Origin of the sequence: Paragemmobacter ruber, assembly GCF_009908315.1 — a bacterium.
GTDB classification, from domain to species: Bacteria; Pseudomonadota; Alphaproteobacteria; order Rhodobacterales; family Rhodobacteraceae; genus Paragemmobacter; species Paragemmobacter ruber.
The window spans coordinates 1,196,513-1,212,158 of record NZ_JAAATW010000001.1; the positions used below are offsets into that span (position 1 = coordinate 1,196,513).

General features: G+C 66.8%; 13 protein-coding genes. 10 read left to right on the top strand and 3 right to left on the bottom strand.

What is annotated here, in order from left to right; translation table 11 throughout:
* Positions 1-203 precede the first annotated feature (203 nt).
* The 4 genes from GU920_RS05845 to GU920_RS05860 all read left to right on the top strand — a co-directional run bounded on the left by GU920_RS05845 (position 204) and on the right by GU920_RS05860 (position 6,693).
* Positions 204-896: an SGNH/GDSL hydrolase family protein gene (locus GU920_RS05845; RefSeq protein WP_161765996.1), complete on the top strand. Its 693-nt coding sequence runs from the start codon at positions 204-206 to the stop codon at positions 894-896.
* A 189-nt stretch (positions 897-1,085) separates the two neighbouring features.
* Positions 1,086-2,168 carry a phenylalanine--tRNA ligase subunit alpha gene (gene pheS / locus GU920_RS05850; RefSeq protein WP_161765997.1) on the top strand — a complete coding sequence of 361 codons (1,083 nt, stop codon included), beginning with the start codon at positions 1,086-1,088 and terminating at the stop codon, positions 2,166-2,168.
* 352 nt (positions 2,169-2,520) lie between these two features.
* Complete coding sequence (pheT, locus tag GU920_RS05855; RefSeq protein WP_161765998.1) at positions 2,521-4,929, top strand: phenylalanine--tRNA ligase subunit beta; 2,409 nt, start codon at positions 2,521-2,523, stop codon at positions 4,927-4,929.
* Between the two features lie 162 nt (positions 4,930-5,091).
* On the top strand, positions 5,092-6,693 hold the full coding sequence (locus GU920_RS05860) for a GMC family oxidoreductase (RefSeq protein WP_161765999.1): 1,602 nt from the start codon (positions 5,092-5,094) through the stop codon (positions 6,691-6,693).
* On the opposite strand, the gene GU920_RS05865 is transcribed toward GU920_RS05860, so the two are convergent.
* The 3 genes from GU920_RS05865 to GU920_RS05875 are packed head-to-tail and all read right to left on the bottom strand — an operon-like array spanning position 6,690 to position 8,883.
* Positions 6,690-7,928 (bottom strand): MFS transporter, encoded by a 1,239-nt coding sequence (locus GU920_RS05865; RefSeq protein ID WP_161766000.1) that lies wholly within the window; start codon positions 7,926-7,928, stop codon positions 6,690-6,692. The genes GU920_RS05860 and GU920_RS05865 overlap by 4 nt on opposite strands.
* A 36-nt stretch (positions 7,929-7,964) precedes the next feature.
* On the bottom strand, positions 7,965-8,609 hold the full coding sequence (locus GU920_RS05870; protein WP_161766001.1) for a DUF1523 family protein: 645 nt from the start codon (positions 8,607-8,609) through the stop codon (positions 7,965-7,967).
* A 7-nt stretch (positions 8,610-8,616) separates the two neighbouring features.
* Positions 8,617-8,883 (bottom strand): hypothetical protein, encoded by a 267-nt coding sequence (locus GU920_RS05875; RefSeq protein WP_161766002.1) that lies wholly within the window; start codon positions 8,881-8,883, stop codon positions 8,617-8,619.
* A gap of 106 nt (positions 8,884-8,989) precedes the next feature.
* On the opposite strand from GU920_RS05875, the gene GU920_RS05880 reads away from it, so the two are divergent.
* From GU920_RS05880 to GU920_RS05905, 6 genes are all read left to right on the top strand, one after another.
* Positions 8,990-10,261, top strand: coding sequence for an acetylornithine deacetylase/succinyl-diaminopimelate desuccinylase family protein (locus GU920_RS05880; RefSeq protein WP_161766003.1), 1,272 nt, complete (start codon positions 8,990-8,992; stop codon positions 10,259-10,261).
* A gap of 151 nt (positions 10,262-10,412) precedes the next feature.
* Positions 10,413-11,171 (top strand): SDR family oxidoreductase, encoded by a 759-nt coding sequence (locus GU920_RS05885; RefSeq protein ID WP_328799236.1) that lies wholly within the window; start codon positions 10,413-10,415, stop codon positions 11,169-11,171.
* Between the two features lie 18 nt (positions 11,172-11,189).
* Positions 11,190-12,446, top strand: coding sequence for a glycosyltransferase family 87 protein (locus tag GU920_RS05890; protein ID WP_161766005.1), 1,257 nt, complete (start codon positions 11,190-11,192; stop codon positions 12,444-12,446).
* The gene (locus GU920_RS05895) at positions 12,443-13,924 is read left to right on the top strand and encodes a UbiA family prenyltransferase (RefSeq protein ID WP_235933077.1); all 1,482 of its coding nucleotides are present in this window, start codon (positions 12,443-12,445) and stop codon (positions 13,922-13,924) included. The genes GU920_RS05890 and GU920_RS05895 overlap by 4 nt, the downstream gene beginning before the upstream one ends.
* Positions 13,921-14,337, top strand: a complete 417-nt coding sequence (locus tag GU920_RS05900) for a GtrA family protein (protein ID WP_161766006.1) — start codon at positions 13,921-13,923, stop codon at positions 14,335-14,337. The genes GU920_RS05895 and GU920_RS05900 overlap by 4 nt, the downstream gene beginning before the upstream one ends.
* Positions 14,334-15,641, top strand: coding sequence for an FAD-binding oxidoreductase (locus GU920_RS05905; RefSeq protein WP_161766007.1), 1,308 nt, complete (start codon positions 14,334-14,336; stop codon positions 15,639-15,641). Before GU920_RS05900 ends, GU920_RS05905 begins: the two co-directional genes overlap by 4 nt.
* Positions 15,642-15,646 lie beyond the last annotated feature (5 nt).

Genomic DNA, 15,646 nt, shown 5'->3' on the forward strand with positions numbered 1-15,646 from the left:
CGGGCGGCCTTTTGCTTTGCTGCATGCGGGTCGCGGATAGCAGCCGAGCTATGCCCCGTGTCTTACCCCGCACCCTGCCAATTAAAACAACCTATGCGGGTAAAATCTGCAAAAACGCATGGAATCCGCCTTAACAGCTCCATGAAATTGTCCGTAACTGTGGGTCACAAGGACAAGCGAACCCTCATCGAAAGACCCGCCTCATGCTGCGCCCCCTGATTGCCCTCCTCTCCCTGCTCCTCCTCCTGTCCGGCTGCGGCGAGGTGGTCACCTCCAGCACCAAGGACGCGCGCATCCTGCTCATGGGCGATTCGATGATGGCCGCCAATCGCGCCGCGGGCCGGTCGGTGGCCCAAGGGATCGAACGCCAACTGGGCGAAGAGGTGATCGACCGCTCCGTCTATGCCGCACGGATGATCTATATCCTGCCCATCTCCGGCGCGGCGGGCCTCAGCATCCCCGCGCAGCAGCAGAAGGGCAACTGGGACTGGGTGGTCATGAACGGCGGCGGCAATGATCTGGTCTTCGGCTGCATCTGCGGGCGCTGCGATGGCATGGTGGACCGCCTGATTTCGGCCGATGCCACGGCGGGCGCGATCCCCGCGCTGGTCTCCCGCATCCGCAAGACCGGGGCAAAGGTCGTCTGGGCGGGCTATCTGCGCAATCCCGGCCTCTTCACCCCCATCCGGTCCTGCAAGGTCTATGGTGATGAGCTTGACCGCCGCCTCGCCCGGCTGGATGCCCGCGATCCGGGCATGATCTTCCTGCCGATGTCGGATGTCGTCCCCACGGGCGATCCGTCGCTGCATCAGGCCGATATGGTCCACCCCTCGCCCAAGGGCAGCGCCGCCATCGCCACCCGCATCGCCGCCGCCATCCGCGCGAACGGCGGCTGATCCCCGAACCGCGTCCGCCCCCTTCATCTTGGCAAAAATACCCGCCGGGGTGAGCCCCGCAGGGGCGACGGGGTGGCAGCCCCCTGCGACGCCCGGGCCCGGGCGCCACGCGGCGCGGCGCGCGCCCCATCCCCTTGCATCGCAGGCCCTGTCCCGCTACCACCGCCTCGCACCCGAAGGAGGCACCCCATGGACGGGCTCGACACGCTCAAGGCCAAGTATCTGACCGCCGTCGCCGATGCCACGGACGAATCCGCGCTGGAAGAGGTGCGCGTCGCGGCCCTTGGGAAAAAGGGCGAGATCAGCGCCATGATGGCCACCCTGGGCAAGATGGACCCCGAGGCCCGCAAGGCGGCCGGGGCCAGCCTGAACGCGCTGAAGGATGAAATCGACGCCGCGCTGCGCGCCCGCAAGGCCGGCCTTGCCGATGCCGCGCTGGACGAACGGCTGCGCACCGAATGGCTGGATGTCACCCTGCCCGGCCGGCCCCGCCGCATGGGCACCATCCACCCCGTGTCTCAGGTGATGGAGGAATTGACCGCCATCTTCGCCGATATGGGCTTTGCCGTGGCCGAAGGCCCGCAGGTGGAAAGCGACTGGTACAATTTCGACGCGCTCAACATCCCGCCGGAACACCCCGCCCGGCAGGAGCATGACACCTTCTTCATGCACCGCGCGCCGGGTGACAACCGCCCGCCGCATGTGCTGCGCACCCATACCTCGCCGGTCCAGATCCGAGCCATGATGGACAAGGGCGCCCCCATCCGCGTCATCGCCCCGGGCCGCGTCTACCGCATGGACATGGACCAGACCCATACGCCCATGTTCCATCAGGTCGAGGGCCTCGCCATCGACCGCGACATCAGCATGGCCAACCTGAAATGGTGCCTCGAGGAGTTTTGCCGCGCCTTCTTCGAGGTGCCCTCGGTCGAGCTGCGCTTCCGCGCATCGCATTTCCCCTTCACCGAACCCTCGGCCGAGGTGGATATCCGCTGCTCGTGGGAAGGCGGACAGCTCAAGATCGGCCAGGGCGACAAGTGGATGGAGATTCTGGGCTCCGGCATGGTGCATCCCAAGGTGCTGACGGCGGCAGGCGTGAACCCCGATGAATGGCAGGGCTTCGCCTTCGGCATGGGGATCGACCGCATCGCCATGCTGAAGTACGGCATCCCCGACCTGCGCGCCTTCTTCGAATCCGACCTGCGCTGGCTGCGGCATTACGGATTCGCCGCGCTGGACATGCCCGATCTGCCCGGCGGCCTCAGCCGCTGACCGGCCCGACGGAAATGGAAAGCCCCGCCGCGGCGGGGCTTTCTGCGTTTTGCAAGGTCGGCCCTGTCTCAGATGAACAGCAGCAATATCGCAACCAGCGACAGCCCCATGATCAGGATCAATCGCCATGCCGGCACGCGGCGGGTTTGGTCGGGTACTTTAAACATCGGGTCCATGGGCCAAGGGATGCCACCCGCACGGTCCGAAAATGTGGCAGTTTAGGGCAAAGCTGCGGGTTCGCGCGGAACAACGCGTTTCCATCCCGGAAACCCCAGCGCCGCCTTCCCGCCACCTTCCCCTCGCGCCGCAACTGCGCTAATCCCTGCCCTGCATTTCCGAAGGGACCGGCACGATGAAATTCACCCTCTCCTGGCTGAAGGATCACCTCGATACCGGGGCCACGCTGGAGGACATCCTCTACGCCCTCACCGATCTGGGGCTTGAGGTGGAGGATGTCACCAACCCGGCGGCCCGGCTGGCGCCCTTTACCCTTGCGCGCGTCCTGCACGCCGAACAGCACCCCGATGCCGACAAGCTGCGCGTCTGCCGCGTGCTGACGGATGAGGGCGAAAAACAGATCGTCTGCGGCGCGCCCAATGCGCGGGCGGGCATCACCGTGGTCTTGTGCAAGCCGGGCGATTACGTGCCGGGCATCGACGTGACGCTGGGGGTGGGCAAGATCCGCGGCGTGGAATCCCACGGCATGATGGCATCCGAGCGCGAGTTGGAACTGTCCGACGAACATAACGGCATCATCGAACTGCCCTCGGGCGAGGTGGGCGAGAAGTTCGTCGATTGGCTGGCCGCGAACCGCCCCGCGGCGGTGGACCCGATGATCCATATCAAGATCACCCCCAACCGCCCCGATGCGCTGGGTGTGCGCGGCATCGCGCGCGATCTGGCCGCGCGCGGGCTTGGCACGCTCAAGCCCCTGCCGATCCCCACGATCACCGGCGCCTTTCCCTGCCCCATCCGGGTGGAAATCGCCCCCACGCTCAAGGCCAAGGGCTGCCCCCTTTTCGCCGGGCGCCTGATCCGGGGGGTGACCAACGGCCCGTCGCCCGCATGGCTGCAATCGCGCCTCATGGCGATCGGCCTGCGCCCGATCTCGGCGCTGGTGGATATCACCAACTACTTCACCTTCGGCCTGAACCGCCCGCTGCACGTCTTCGACGCTGCCAAGGTCAAGGGCGCGCTGCGCATCCACCCGGCGGAAGGCGGCGAAGACCTGCTGGCGCTGGACGGCAAGACCTACAGGATGCAAGCCGGCATGATGCTGATTTCCGATGACACCGGGCCGGAATCGCTGGCCGGGATCATGGGCGGCGAGGTGTCGGGCTGCACCGACGCGACGACCGATGTCTTCCTCGAATCCGCCTATTGGGACCCGATCACCATCGCCGCCACGGGCCGCGCGCTGAAGATCAATTCCGATGCCCGCTACCGGTTCGAACGCGGGGTGGACCCGGCCTTCACCCTGCCGGGGCTGGACCTTGCCACGCAGATGGTCCTCGATCTCTGCGGCGGCACGCCGTCGGATATCGCGATGGATGGCGCGGTGCCCGATGTGTCGCGCGCCTACCGGCTGAACCCGGCGCGCGTCATCTCGCTTGTGGGCATGGATATCCCCGAGGCAGAACAGCGCCGCACGCTGGAGGCCCTGGGCTTCACTCTGAACGGCGACATGGCCACCCCCCCCACCTGGCGCCCCGATATTCTGGGCGAGGCGGATCTGGTCGAAGAAGTGGCCCGCATCGCCAGCCTGACCCGGCTGGAAGGCAAACCGATGCGCCGCACCGCGCCGGGCGTGCCGCAACCGATCCTCACCCCCGCGCAGCAGCGGGAGAAGGCCGCGCGCCGCACGCTGGCGGCGCTCGGCTACAATGAATGTGTCACCTACAGCTTCATCGACGAACAGGCAGCCGCGCTGTTCGGCGGCGGGGCGGATGCCGTGCGGGTGGATAACCCCATCTCGTCCGAGATGACGCATCTGCGCCCCGACCTGCTGCCGGGGCTTCTGCGCGCGGCCGCCCGCAATCAGGCGCGCGGCTTTGCCGATCTGGCGCTGTGCGAGATCGGCCCCGCCTTCCACGGCGGTGAACCGGGGGAACAGCATCTGCAAGCCACGGGCCTGCTCGTGGGCCACAGCGCCCCGCGCGATCCCTATGGCAGCCGCCGCCCGGTCGATGTGTTCGACGCCAAGGCCGATGCTGAGGCGGTGCTGGCCGCCCTGGGCGCACCCGCCCGCGTGCAGATCACGCGCAAGGTCGCGGGCTGGTGGCATCCGGGACGGTCCGGGGTGATCGGGCTTGGCCCGAACACGCTGGCGACCTTTGGCGAGGTGCATCCCCGCGTGCTGGCAGCACTTGGGGTGAAGGGACCGGCGGTGGCCTTCACCATCCTTGTCGCCAATGTCCCGATGCCAAAGGCCAAGACGCCCACGCGCCCTGCGCTGGCGATCAGCGACCTGCAGGCGGTGGAACGCGATTTCGCCTTCGTGGTGGACAAAGGGGTAGAGGCGCTGGTCGCGATCAACGCCGCGCAGGGGGCCGACAAAGCCCTCATCGAAAGCGTCCGCCTGTTCGACCAGTTCACCGGCGAGAAGGCCGAGGCGCAGATGGGTGCGGGCAAGAAATCCATCGCCCTGACGGTGCGCCTGCAACCCACGGACAAGACCCTGACCGAGGCCGAGATCGAGGCGGTCTCTGCCAAGGTCATCGAAAAGGTGACCAAGGCCACCGGCGGCACCCTGCGGGGGTGACGCCACGTAGGATGGGCAGAAGATTGCCCATCCTACATCGGCGCATCCTTCCCCCATGGGCGCGCGACGGCGCACGTCCCCCTGCCCGCCCGCCGCAGCGTCACGCTTCCGCATCGGCCCGCGCCGCGACTAGGGTGAGGCAGCGGCACGGTGGGGGGACAGATGGCCTATGACTACATCATCGCGGGCGGCGGTTCGGCGGGCTGTGTCCTTGCCGCACGGCTGTCAGAGGATCCTGCCGTGTCGGTCTGCCTCGTCGAGGCTGGGGGGCAGGGTAAATCCTTCCTGATCAACACCCCCGCCATGGTCGCGGCCATGGTTTCCGGGCGGCCCCCGTTGCACAACTGGGCCTTTGGCACAGAGCCCCAGCCGCATCTGAACGGTCGGCGCTGCTATCAACCCCGGGGCAAGGCGCTGGGCGGATCCTCTGCCATCAATGCCATGCTTTATGTGCGCGGCCATCCGTCCGATTACGACGATTGGGCCGATCTCGGGGCAGAGGGTTGGGATTGGCGCTCCGTCCTGCCTTACTTTCTGAAATCAGAGGGAAATTCGCGCGGCCCATCCGCGCTGCACGGGGCCGGTGGCCCCCTGCAGGTCACCGATCAGGCCAGCCCGCACGCCATCACCCAGGCCTTCGTGCAGGCCATGCAAAGCCTGCAACTGCCCGAGAACCCCGATTTTAACGGCCCCGATCAGACCGGCGCGGGGCTGTTTCAGGTCACGCAGTTCCACCATGGCCCAAGGAAGGGCCGCCGCTGTTCCGCCGCTGCCGCCTATCTGCATCCGGTGATGCAGCGTCCCAACCTGACCGTGCTGACCGGCGCGCTGGCCGAGCGGATCGTGATGGAAAAGGGCCGCGCCACGGGGTTGATGGTCCGGCATAATCGCCGCCGCCTCACGCTTAGCGCCCGGCGCGAGGTGATCCTTTCGGCGGGGGCTTTCGGTTCACCCCATCTGCTGCTCCTTTCCGGGATAGGCCCGGAGGATGAGTTGCGCGCCCATGGCATCCCCGTGCATCACGCCCTGCCCGGCGTGGGGCAGAACCTGCAGGATCACCTTGACCACACGCTGATCTGGCGGTCGCTGCGCCCCGATGTGGTGGGGTTCAACCCGGCCGGACTGATGCGCCTGTTGCGCGGCTGGCGCCCCTTCCGCGATCATGGCACGGGCGTCCTGACCACCCCGGGGGCGGAAGGCTGTGCCTTCCTCCATTCCCGCCCGGGCCTGCAACGCCCTGATCTGCAGGCGCATTTCGTGATCGCCATCGTGGATGACCACATGCGCCGCATCCATCTGGCGAATGGCTATTCCGCCCATATCTGCGTTCTGCGCCCCCACAGCCGGGGCAGCGTGGGCCTGCAGGACGCCAATCCCGCCCGGCCGCCGCGCATTGACCCGAGTTTCCTGTCCGACCCCCGCGATCTGCAGGTGCTCAAGGCCGGCGTGCGGCTGATGGAACAGGCGATGTCTGCCGACGCCCTCGCCCCATGGCGCGGGCGGCGCCTCTATCCCCATGACGGCAGCGATGCGGCGCTGGAGGCCGATATCCGCGCCCGGGCCGATACGATCTATCACCCCGTGGGGACCTGCCGCATGGGGCGGGATGAGATGGCGGTGGTGGATCCAACCCTGCGGGTGCAGGGCTTGGACGGTCTGCGCGTGGTGGATGCCAGCGTGATGCCGACGCTGATCGGGGGAAACACCAACGCCCCCACCATCATGATCGCCGAACGCGCCGCCGATCTGATCCGACGGGGTTAAGACCGGGCAAATCCCCGCCCGACCGCCCGCCATCCCCAGAGCGTGAGCAGGCCCGCCCCTGCGGCCGCCAGCCAGAAGGGCAGGACCAGCGCCACGGGTCGCCCGAAAACCGGCTCTGCCACCGCCATCGCCGCGCCCGACAGCACAAGTCCAAGCGGCATCATCCCGGTGGCAATCAAGCGATAGAGGCTGTTCACCCGGCCCAGCAGCGCGGGCGGAATGATCCGCTGGCGGTGCGAGACAACGACAAGGTTCCAGACCAGCCCCGAAAACTCGAACAGCGCCATCGACAGTGCCAGCGTCCAGGCCCCCGGCGCCAGCGCCACGCCCAGAAAGGCTGGGGCCGAGGACAGCAGCATCACCTGCGCCGTCCGCGCCGCGCCCATCCGCGCCACGATCCGCGGGCCAAGCAGCGATCCGGCGATCCCGCCCACCGCCGCCGCTGACAGGATCAACCCGTAAACCCCGGCAGAAAGCCCAAGGTTTTCCTGCACATGCAGGACCAGCGCCACCATCATCGCCTGATGCAGCAGGTTCCACACCCCTGTGATCAGCGCCAGATCGCGCAGGATGGGCAGGCCGCGCAGGAAATCGAACCCCTCCCTCACCTCGCGCCGCCAGTCGCGCGGCCCCGCAGCCTCGGCCCGGAACCGCCCGGAAAGCGAGGCGACCAGCGCCACCGCCACCCCATAGGCCGCCGCATTGGCCGCGAATGGCAGCGCCACCGCCAGCCCGATCAGGGCCGCACCGATGGCAGGCCCTGCCAGCGCATTGCCGATCAGTTCCACGCTCCACAACCGCCCGTTCGCCGCCTCCAGCCGATCCGGCCCCACCAGCGCGGGCAGCAGGGTCTGGGCGGCGTTGTCGCGGAAAACCTCGGCCATCCCCACCAACAGCGCGGCCAGCACCATCCCGGCAAACAGGCCCGGCAGGGCCACCCCCGCCTCTGGCGCCGCAGGCAGGGGCGAGGCCAGCCAGACGATCAAGGCCGTGACACCAAAGGAAAAGGCCCGCAGCGCATCCATCGCAAGGATCAGCCGCCGCCGATCCACCCGATCCGTCACGACGCCAGCAGGAAGCGAAAACAGGAACCACGGCAACCGCAGCGCCAGCGGCACAAGCGCCACCAGCAACGGATCGCGGGTAAGCAGCGTTGCGGCCCAGGCCCAGGCGACCAGCGCCACGCCATCGGCCAGATTGGTGGCCCCGCTGGCCAGGATGAACCGCATCAACATCGCGCCACCCAATCCGGGCGGCGCGGGACAGTCAACCTACTTCCGCCCCGTCACGCGCCGGAACCAGCCACCCACCCCGGCCTTGGCGCGATCCGCCCTCCGGTCCAGATCATCCAGCGTTTCCTGCGCCTCGATCACCGCGGGTTCGATCATGCGTTCGCGGAACTGCAGCCACATGCGCCGGATCATGAACAGGATGCCCGCCAGAACGGTCAGGATGATGATGCTGATCCACGGGATGACGCGGGTATCGGGCCCCGCCACCTCGCGCAGCGAGATCGCGTTGGGGAATATGGTGAAAAGCTGGTTGCGCCACCCGTAATGCGTGATCGCCACCCATTTCGGCGCGGCGGCGGTCGATTGCAGTTCCTTGGCCGAGGTGTTCAGCGACGAGGAATTCATCTTGAAATAGGGCGGCCAGCCCCAGCCGGTATCTTCGTTGCGATATTCCATCGTCTTGCCGTTCGGATAGACGGCATTGATGAAGAACACGTCGCGGCTGGTTCCCGATCCCGTCCCCACATCGGGCGCGGCCCAGAACCAGCTGTTCTCGCCCAGATCCATGCGGCGGTTCTCGGTGCCGACGATGCGAACGATGTCGGTCTGCGGCAGGGTGTAATGCAGGAAGGCAAAGATCAGCAAAGCCGCGATGCCGTAGACTGTCCATTTCAAGAAACGCATTTCCGCCTCAACTGAAGTTCAGGATCCAGACCAGCGCCACCACCACCACGGTCGGGATGACGAACACCAGCCAGATCAGCCGCCGCCGCAGGCTGTGGTCATAGGCGGCCAGCCCTGCCGCGATGAAGGCGTCGCGCGAACCTGCGACATCGCCATGGTCGTATGCCTTTTCCAGCCGCTCCCGTTCCACGGAGCGGGCATAGATCGACAGCAGCCAGTAGATCACCGCCAAGGCAAGATAGCCAAACAGTGCCAGCTTGAAGAAGGCAAGCATCACAACCCCCGTCCACCTGCCCCAATGTGGCGTGCCGCCCGGCCAATCGCAAGCCGTCGCCCGCTTTCCGCTTGGCAGGCGGGCGCGGCGCGGCCACCATCGGCGCATGACCGACCCTCTGACCGCCGCCATAGATGACCGCCGGGCCGCCCTGATCGGGCTGGCGCAGGATCTGATCCGCATCCCCACGCTGAACCCGCCAGGTCGGAACTACCGCGCCATCTGCGACTATCTTGCCGCGCGCCTGCTGGCCCAAGGCTGGGAGGTGGAGGTGATCCGTGCGCAAGGCGCGCCGGGCGACAGCGATGCCTTTCCGCGCTGGAACATGGTCGCGCGGATGGCATCGGGGCGGGCGGGGGACTGCGTGCATTTCAACAGCCATCACGATGTGGTGGAGGTGGGCCATGGCTGGACGCGCGATCCCTTCGGCGGCGAACTGGACGGCGACCGCATCTATGGCCGGGGCGCCTGTGACATGAAGGGCGGCCTTGCCGCCAGCCTGATCGCGGCCGAGGCGTTTCTTGCCACCACCCCGGACTGGCGCGGCAGCATCGAGATCAGCGCCACGGCGGATGAGGAATCGGGCGGCTATGGCGGCGTGGCCTGGCTGGCCGAGCGGGGCTATTTCGCGCCCGCGCGGGTGCAGCACGTCATCATCCCCGAACCGCTGCACAAGGATCGCATCTGCCTTGGCCATCGCGGCGTCTGGTGGGCCGAGGTGGAAACCCATGGCCGGATCGCGCATGGCTCCATGCCCTTTCTGGGGGACAGTGCGATCCGCCACATGGGCGCGGTGCTGGAGGAGATCGAGCATCACCTCTACCCCCTGCTTGCCACGCGCCAGACGGCGATGCCGGTGGTGCCGCCGCAGGCGCGGCAATCGACGCTGAACATCAACTCCATCCATGGCGGCGAGGCGGAGCCCCCCGAAGGTTACACCGGCCTGCCCGCGCCCTGTGTGGCCGACCGCTGCCGGATCGTCCTGGACCGCCGCTTCCTGATCGAGGAAGCGGTGGATGACGTGAAGGCCGAGTTGCGCGCGGTGCTGGACCGGGTGCAAAGCCGCCGCCCCGGCTTCAGCTACACGATCCGCGACCTGTTCGAGGTGCAGCCCACCCAAACTGACCGGGGGGCGCCCATCGTGCGATCCACCGCCGCCGCGATCGAACGCGTACTGGGGCAGGTGGCCGATTACGTGGTCAGCCCCGGCACCTACGACCAGAAGCATATCGACAGGATCGGCAGGCTGCAGAACTGCATCGCCTATGGCCCGGGCCTTCTGCATCTGGCGCATCAGCCGGATGAATGGGTGGGGGTGCAGGACATGATCGACAGTGCCAAGGTGATGGCACTGGTGTTGCAGGATCTGCTCAGTTGACGCAGCCCACCGGCCCGCTGCGCGACTTTGCCCGCATTGTTCCCCAATAGGACACAATTCCGCCAAAACCGTCTAATAGCCCCGTTCTCTGAATGTGGCCGCGCCTTTCGCGGTCGGCCCGGCGATGAAGACTGAACAGAGGGGCAGACCTGTGACGACCCAACCCACCGTGACGCCGAAAGGGACCGTCCTTCTTCTAGGCGCCCGCTCCGATGTGGCCCGCGCCACGGCACGGCGCTATGCCGCCGCCGGTTATGCGATCCAACTGGCCGCGCGCGATCCCGAACGGCTGGCGGCGGAAAAGACCGATCTGGAACTACGCTACCGGGTGGCAGTCACGCTGTTGCCTTTCGACGCGCTGGATGTGGCGGGGCATGGCGCCTTTGTAGCCGCCTTGCCGGTGCTACCGGATGTGGTGGTCTGCGCCGTGGGCCTTTTGGGAAAACAGGCCGAGGATGAGCAGGACATCGCCGCCGCCATCACCGTGATGCGCAGCAATTTCGAAGGCCCGGCCAGCATCCTTGGCCATCTGGCCAATGCCTTTGCCGCCCGCCGTTCCGGCACCCTCATCGGGATCAGCTCGGTCGCGGGCGACCGGGGGCGTGCCACGAATTACATCTACGGATCGGCCAAGGCGGGGTTCACCGCCTATCTGTCCGGCCTGCGCAACCGGATGGCGGGGATGGGCGTGCATGTGATCACCGTCTCGCCCGGTTTCATCGCCACGCGGATGACGGCGGGGATGGACCTGCCCGCCAAGCTGACCGCCACGCCCGAAGAAGTGGCCGAGGCGATTTTCGCGGCACAGGAAAAGCGCCGCAATGTCATTTATGTCCGGCCCATCTGGTGGTTGGTCATGCTGATCATCCGCAACATTCCCGAACCTGTATTCAAGCGACTGAAGATTTGAACGAGGAGATTTCTTCGCATGTTTTCTGCATCCCATAGCCCGATCTCCGTGCCCTGTTCGGCCACCGAAGAACTGGCGAAACCCCGCACGATCCTTATTCTGGCACTGCTGTGCCTTGTGGCCGGGCTGAAGACGGTGGTGGATTTCTACATGAAATCCGAAGGTCTGACGACCTATGTGATGACCGATATTGATACCTTCTGGCTGGCAGGCTGGCTGTACTGGGATGGTCGGCTCGACGATGCCTATCGCACCACGACGCTGTTCGCCGCGCAGGCCACGGTGCTGGATAGCGAATCCTTCATGCCCTATACCTATCCCCCGCAGTACAATTTCCTCAGCGTGGCGCTGGGGGCGGTGCCGATCTGGATCAGCTATGCGATCTTCGTCCCGCTCAGCTTTGCGCTTTATGTGGTGGCGGTGCGCAACCTGGCGCCGGGGCATCTGGGGCTGGTGTTCCTGCTGATCTTTCCCGCGATCCTCGTGAACGTGCGCACGGGTCAGAACGGGCTTCTCGTGGCGGGGCTGGTCGCGTTGGCGGCGCGGGGGATCATCGCGCCGCACCTGCGGGCGGGCTTTGCGCTGGGCCTTGCGGCGATCAAGCCGCATATCGCCATCGGCATCGGCGCCGCCGCGATCCTGACCGGGCAGTGGCGGCTGGCGGCGCTGGCGATCGCCACCTGCCTTGTCACGCTGGCGGCGGCGGCGGCGGTGTTCGGGACAGAGATGTTCACGCTGATGCTCTCCGCCTCGGCCGAGGCGATGGGTTTCCTCAAGATGGGGGTCTATCCGCTGCATCGGATGGTGTCGGTCTATGCCTTCCTGCGCAGCTTCGGCGCCCCGGCCGAACTGGCGCTGGCGGTGCAGTCGATCTTTGCCCTGCTGACGGTAGGGGGGCTTTTGTTCATGGCCTATCGCCGGGTGGACCGCGTGGTCCTGGTGGCGGCGGCCATCGTGGCCCCGCTGTTCATCAGCCCTTACGCCTATGACTATGACATGACGCTGGTCGGCGTCGCGCTGGCCCTGCTGGCGACGCGCCTTATCGCCCGCGCCCGTCCCGGGCAGATGACCATCCTGCTGGGCCTGCTCTGGGTGGCCACCGTCTGGGGGATCCCCACCACGCTGATCCGCGATTCAAGCGGGCTTGTGCCTACCTATGAAGACCCTAACATCTTCCCGTCGGTTCAGGCCCTGCTGAACATCGCCACCGTCCTCTTCGTGGCGCGAATCTTGCGGCAGGCCCCCACCACGACCGAGGAAAGGGCCCTTGCATGACCGCCAATCCTGCCCCCATGCCGATCATGGACGTCCCACCCCCACCGGAGGCGATGCCGGATCAGGCGGTGCTGGTTGTCGATCTGGACGGCACGTTGGTGCGTTCGGACATGCTGCATGAAAGCTTCTGGTCGGCCTTCGGGCGGAACTGGCGCAGCCCGTTTCAGGCGATGGCGGCCCTGATGGGCGGGCGCGCGGCGCTGAAGCGGATGCTGGCCGAACGGTCGCATGTCGATGTGACCACCCTGCCCTATGACGAGGTGGTGCTGGACCATATCCGCGACTGGCGTGCCAGCGGCGGGCGCACCGCGCTGGTGACGGCGGCGGATCAGGCGCTGGCCGACCGGATTTCCGCGCATCTGGGCATCTTCGATGAAACCCATGGATCGAACGGGCAGACCAATCTGAAAGGCGCCGCCAAGGCCGCTTTCCTGACCCGGCATTTCGGGGCCGGGCGTTTTGCCTATATGGGCGATCATGCCGCCGATCTGGCCGTCTGGGCCGAGGCGGGGGCGATCATCACCGTGAACGCCAAGCCCGATGTCGCCCGCCGGGCCGAGGCGCTGGGCAAGCCCATCGAACATATCGTCACCGCCCAGCCCATGCTGCGCCCCTTTTTCAAGGCGCTGCGTCCGCATCAATGGCTGAAGAACGTGCTGATCTTCGTGCCGGTGCTGGCCGCGCACCGCATGGATGCGCCGACGCTGCTGCAGGGGTTCCTGGCCTTTGCCGCCTTCAGCATGATCGCGTCAGGCGTCTATCTGCTCAACGACCTGCTCGACCTTGGCCCCGATCGCGCCCATCCGCGCAAGCGCAAGCGCCCCTTCGCGTCAGGCGCGCTGCCGGTAGCCATGGGCACCTTCCTGGCGCCGGCCTTCCTGATGGGCGGCTTGTGCCTGTCGATCCCGCTGGGATGGCCCTTCGTCACGATGATGGCCTGCTATTTCGTGCTGACCACGGCCTATTCGCTGCATCTGAAACGCAAAATCGTGATCGACATCTGCGTTCTGGCGGGGCTTTACACGCTGCGCATCGTGGCGGGCGGCGTGGCGACGGGGATCGAGATTTCGGTCTGGCTCTTCGCCTTCGCGATCTTCTTCTTCTTTGCGCTGGCCGCGGTGAAGCGGCAGGCCGAACTGGTGGATCTGGCCGAGCGGGGCAAGCTGGACGTGGTCGGCCGGGGCTACCATGTGAACGACCTGCCCATCATCAGCATGATCGCGCTGGGCGCAGGCTTTGTGTCGGTGCTCGTGCTTGCGCTCTACCTCAACACGCCGGATGTGCGCGAACTCTACAGCCAGCCTGCGGTGCTGTGGGGGGTGTTTGTCATCCAGCTGTACTGGATCACCCGTATCGTGCTGATCACCCATCGGGGGCAGATGCACGACGATCCGGTGATCTATGCCGTGAAGGACAAGGTCAGCCGCGTCTGCCTGCTGGCCTCTGTGGGGTTCATCGGCGTGGGGGCGATGCTGTGACACGGACGACGCTGGTCCTGCGCTATGGCGCCTTTGCGGTGCTGGCGACGCTGGCCAATCTGGGGGTGCAGCGCATCGTGCTCGCCATAGGCGAAGGCGCGGCGGTGTTCACGCTGGCCATGCTGGCGGGAACGGCGGCGGGGCTGGTGCTGAAATACATCCTCGACAAACGCTATATCTTCAACGACGCGACCACCGGCCTGCGCGCGGGCGGGCAGCAGTTCCTGCTTTATACGGTGATGGGGCTGGTGACGACGGCCGTCTTCTGGGCCACGGAAACCGCCTTCTGGCTGATCTGGCAGACGGATGCGATGCGCGAGCTGGGCGCGGTGATCGGGCTGACGGTGGGCTATGTGGTGAAATACAAGCTGGACAGCAAATACGTCTTCACCCGGCGCGAGGCCGTGGCATGAAACTGTCCGGCTGGGGGCGCACGCCCGTGCATGACACGCGGCTGGTGCAGCCCGATGACGAGGCCGGGTTGCGCGCGGCGCTGGCGGATGGCCCGCTGATCGCGCGCGGCAATGGCCGCGCCTATGGCGACAGCGCGGTGGGGCGGCAGACCGTGGACATGCGGCGGTTCGATCGGGTGCTGGCCTTCGATCCCGCCACCGGCCAACTGGTGGCCGAGGCCGGGATCCTGCTCGGCGACATCATCGCCGCCTTCCTGCCGCAGGGATGGTTTCCCGCCGTCACGCCCGGCACGAAATTCGTGACGCTGGGCGGCATGATCGCCGCCGATGTGCATGGCAAGAACCACCACCGCGATGGCGGGATGCGCGCCACCATCGACTGGATCGACGTGATGGATGGCGCGGGTCAGGTGCAGCGCTGCACGCCCGCCGACAACCATGATCTGTTTGACCGCACCGTGGGCGGCATGGGCCTGACCGGCATCATTCTGCGCGCCGCGATCCGCCTGCGCGCGGTAGAGACGGGCTGGATCCGCCAGACCACCACGCCCGCCGCAAACCTTGCCGCCGCGATGGACCTGCTGGATGCCGAAACTTCGGCCACCTATTCGGTGGCGTGGATCGACTGTCTGGCCACCGGCGATGCGATGGGCCGTTCCCTTGTGATGACGGGCGAACATGCCCAGCGGGATGAGCTGGGCCGCCACCCGCCCCTGCCGCGCGCCAAGGGCAAGAAATCGGTGCCCGTCGATCTGCCGGGCGTGGCGCTGAACCGCTACAGCGTGCGCGCCTTCAACGCGCTTTACTGGCAGGCGGGCCTGCGCAAGCAGGGCACGCAACTGGTGGACTGGGACAGCTATTTCTACCCGCTCGACGCGATCCTCGGCTGGAACCGCATCTACGGGCGCAAGGGTTTCCTGCAATTCCAATGCGTGCTGCCCGATGCCACGGCCCGGGCCGGCATGACAGCCCTGTTGCAGGCGATTTCGGCCAGCGGTCAGGGGTCGTTCCTTGCCGTGCTGAAACGGCTGGGGGCGGAAGGAACGGGGGTTTCCTTCCCGCAGCCGGGGCATACGCTGGCCCTGGATTTCCCGGCCACGGCGCGGGCGCAGGCCCTGTTCGACCGGCTGGAGGCGATCACGCTTGATCACGGCGGGCGTTTCTATCTGGCCAAGGATGCCCGGCTGTCGGCCCGCATCCTGCGCGCCGCCGATCCGCGCATGGAACCTTTTGCCGCGCAGCGCCGGGCGGGGGGCGAGGCGGGCCACTTCGCCTCGATGCAGTCAGACAGGCTGCAGCTTTAGCGCGC

Excerpts from the sequence above, each read along its gene's own strand:
- GU920_RS05845 (WP_161765996.1), top strand. The coding sequence starts at position 204 with ATGCTGCGCCCCCTGATTGCCCTCCTCTCCCTGCTCCTCCTCCTGTCC.
- pheS (WP_161765997.1), top strand. The coding sequence starts at position 1,086 with ATGGACGGGCTCGACACGCTCAAGGCCAAGTATCTGACCGCCGTCGCC.
- pheT (WP_161765998.1), top strand. The coding sequence starts at position 2,521 with ATGAAATTCACCCTCTCCTGGCTGAAGGATCACCTCGATACCGGGGCC.
- GU920_RS05860 (WP_161765999.1), top strand. The coding sequence starts at position 5,092 with ATGGCCTATGACTACATCATCGCGGGCGGCGGTTCGGCGGGCTGTGTC.
- GU920_RS05865 (WP_161766000.1), bottom strand. The coding sequence starts at position 7,928 with ATGTTGATGCGGTTCATCCTGGCCAGCGGGGCCACCAATCTGGCCGAT.
- GU920_RS05870 (WP_161766001.1), bottom strand. The coding sequence starts at position 8,609 with ATGCGTTTCTTGAAATGGACAGTCTACGGCATCGCGGCTTTGCTGATC.
- GU920_RS05875 (WP_161766002.1), bottom strand. The coding sequence starts at position 8,883 with ATGCTTGCCTTCTTCAAGCTGGCACTGTTTGGCTATCTTGCCTTGGCG.
- GU920_RS05880 (WP_161766003.1), top strand. The coding sequence starts at position 8,990 with ATGACCGACCCTCTGACCGCCGCCATAGATGACCGCCGGGCCGCCCTG.
- GU920_RS05890 (WP_161766005.1), top strand. The coding sequence starts at position 11,190 with ATGTTTTCTGCATCCCATAGCCCGATCTCCGTGCCCTGTTCGGCCACC.
- GU920_RS05895 (WP_235933077.1), top strand. The coding sequence starts at position 12,443 with ATGACCGCCAATCCTGCCCCCATGCCGATCATGGACGTCCCACCCCCA.
- GU920_RS05905 (WP_161766007.1), top strand. The coding sequence starts at position 14,334 with ATGAAACTGTCCGGCTGGGGGCGCACGCCCGTGCATGACACGCGGCTG.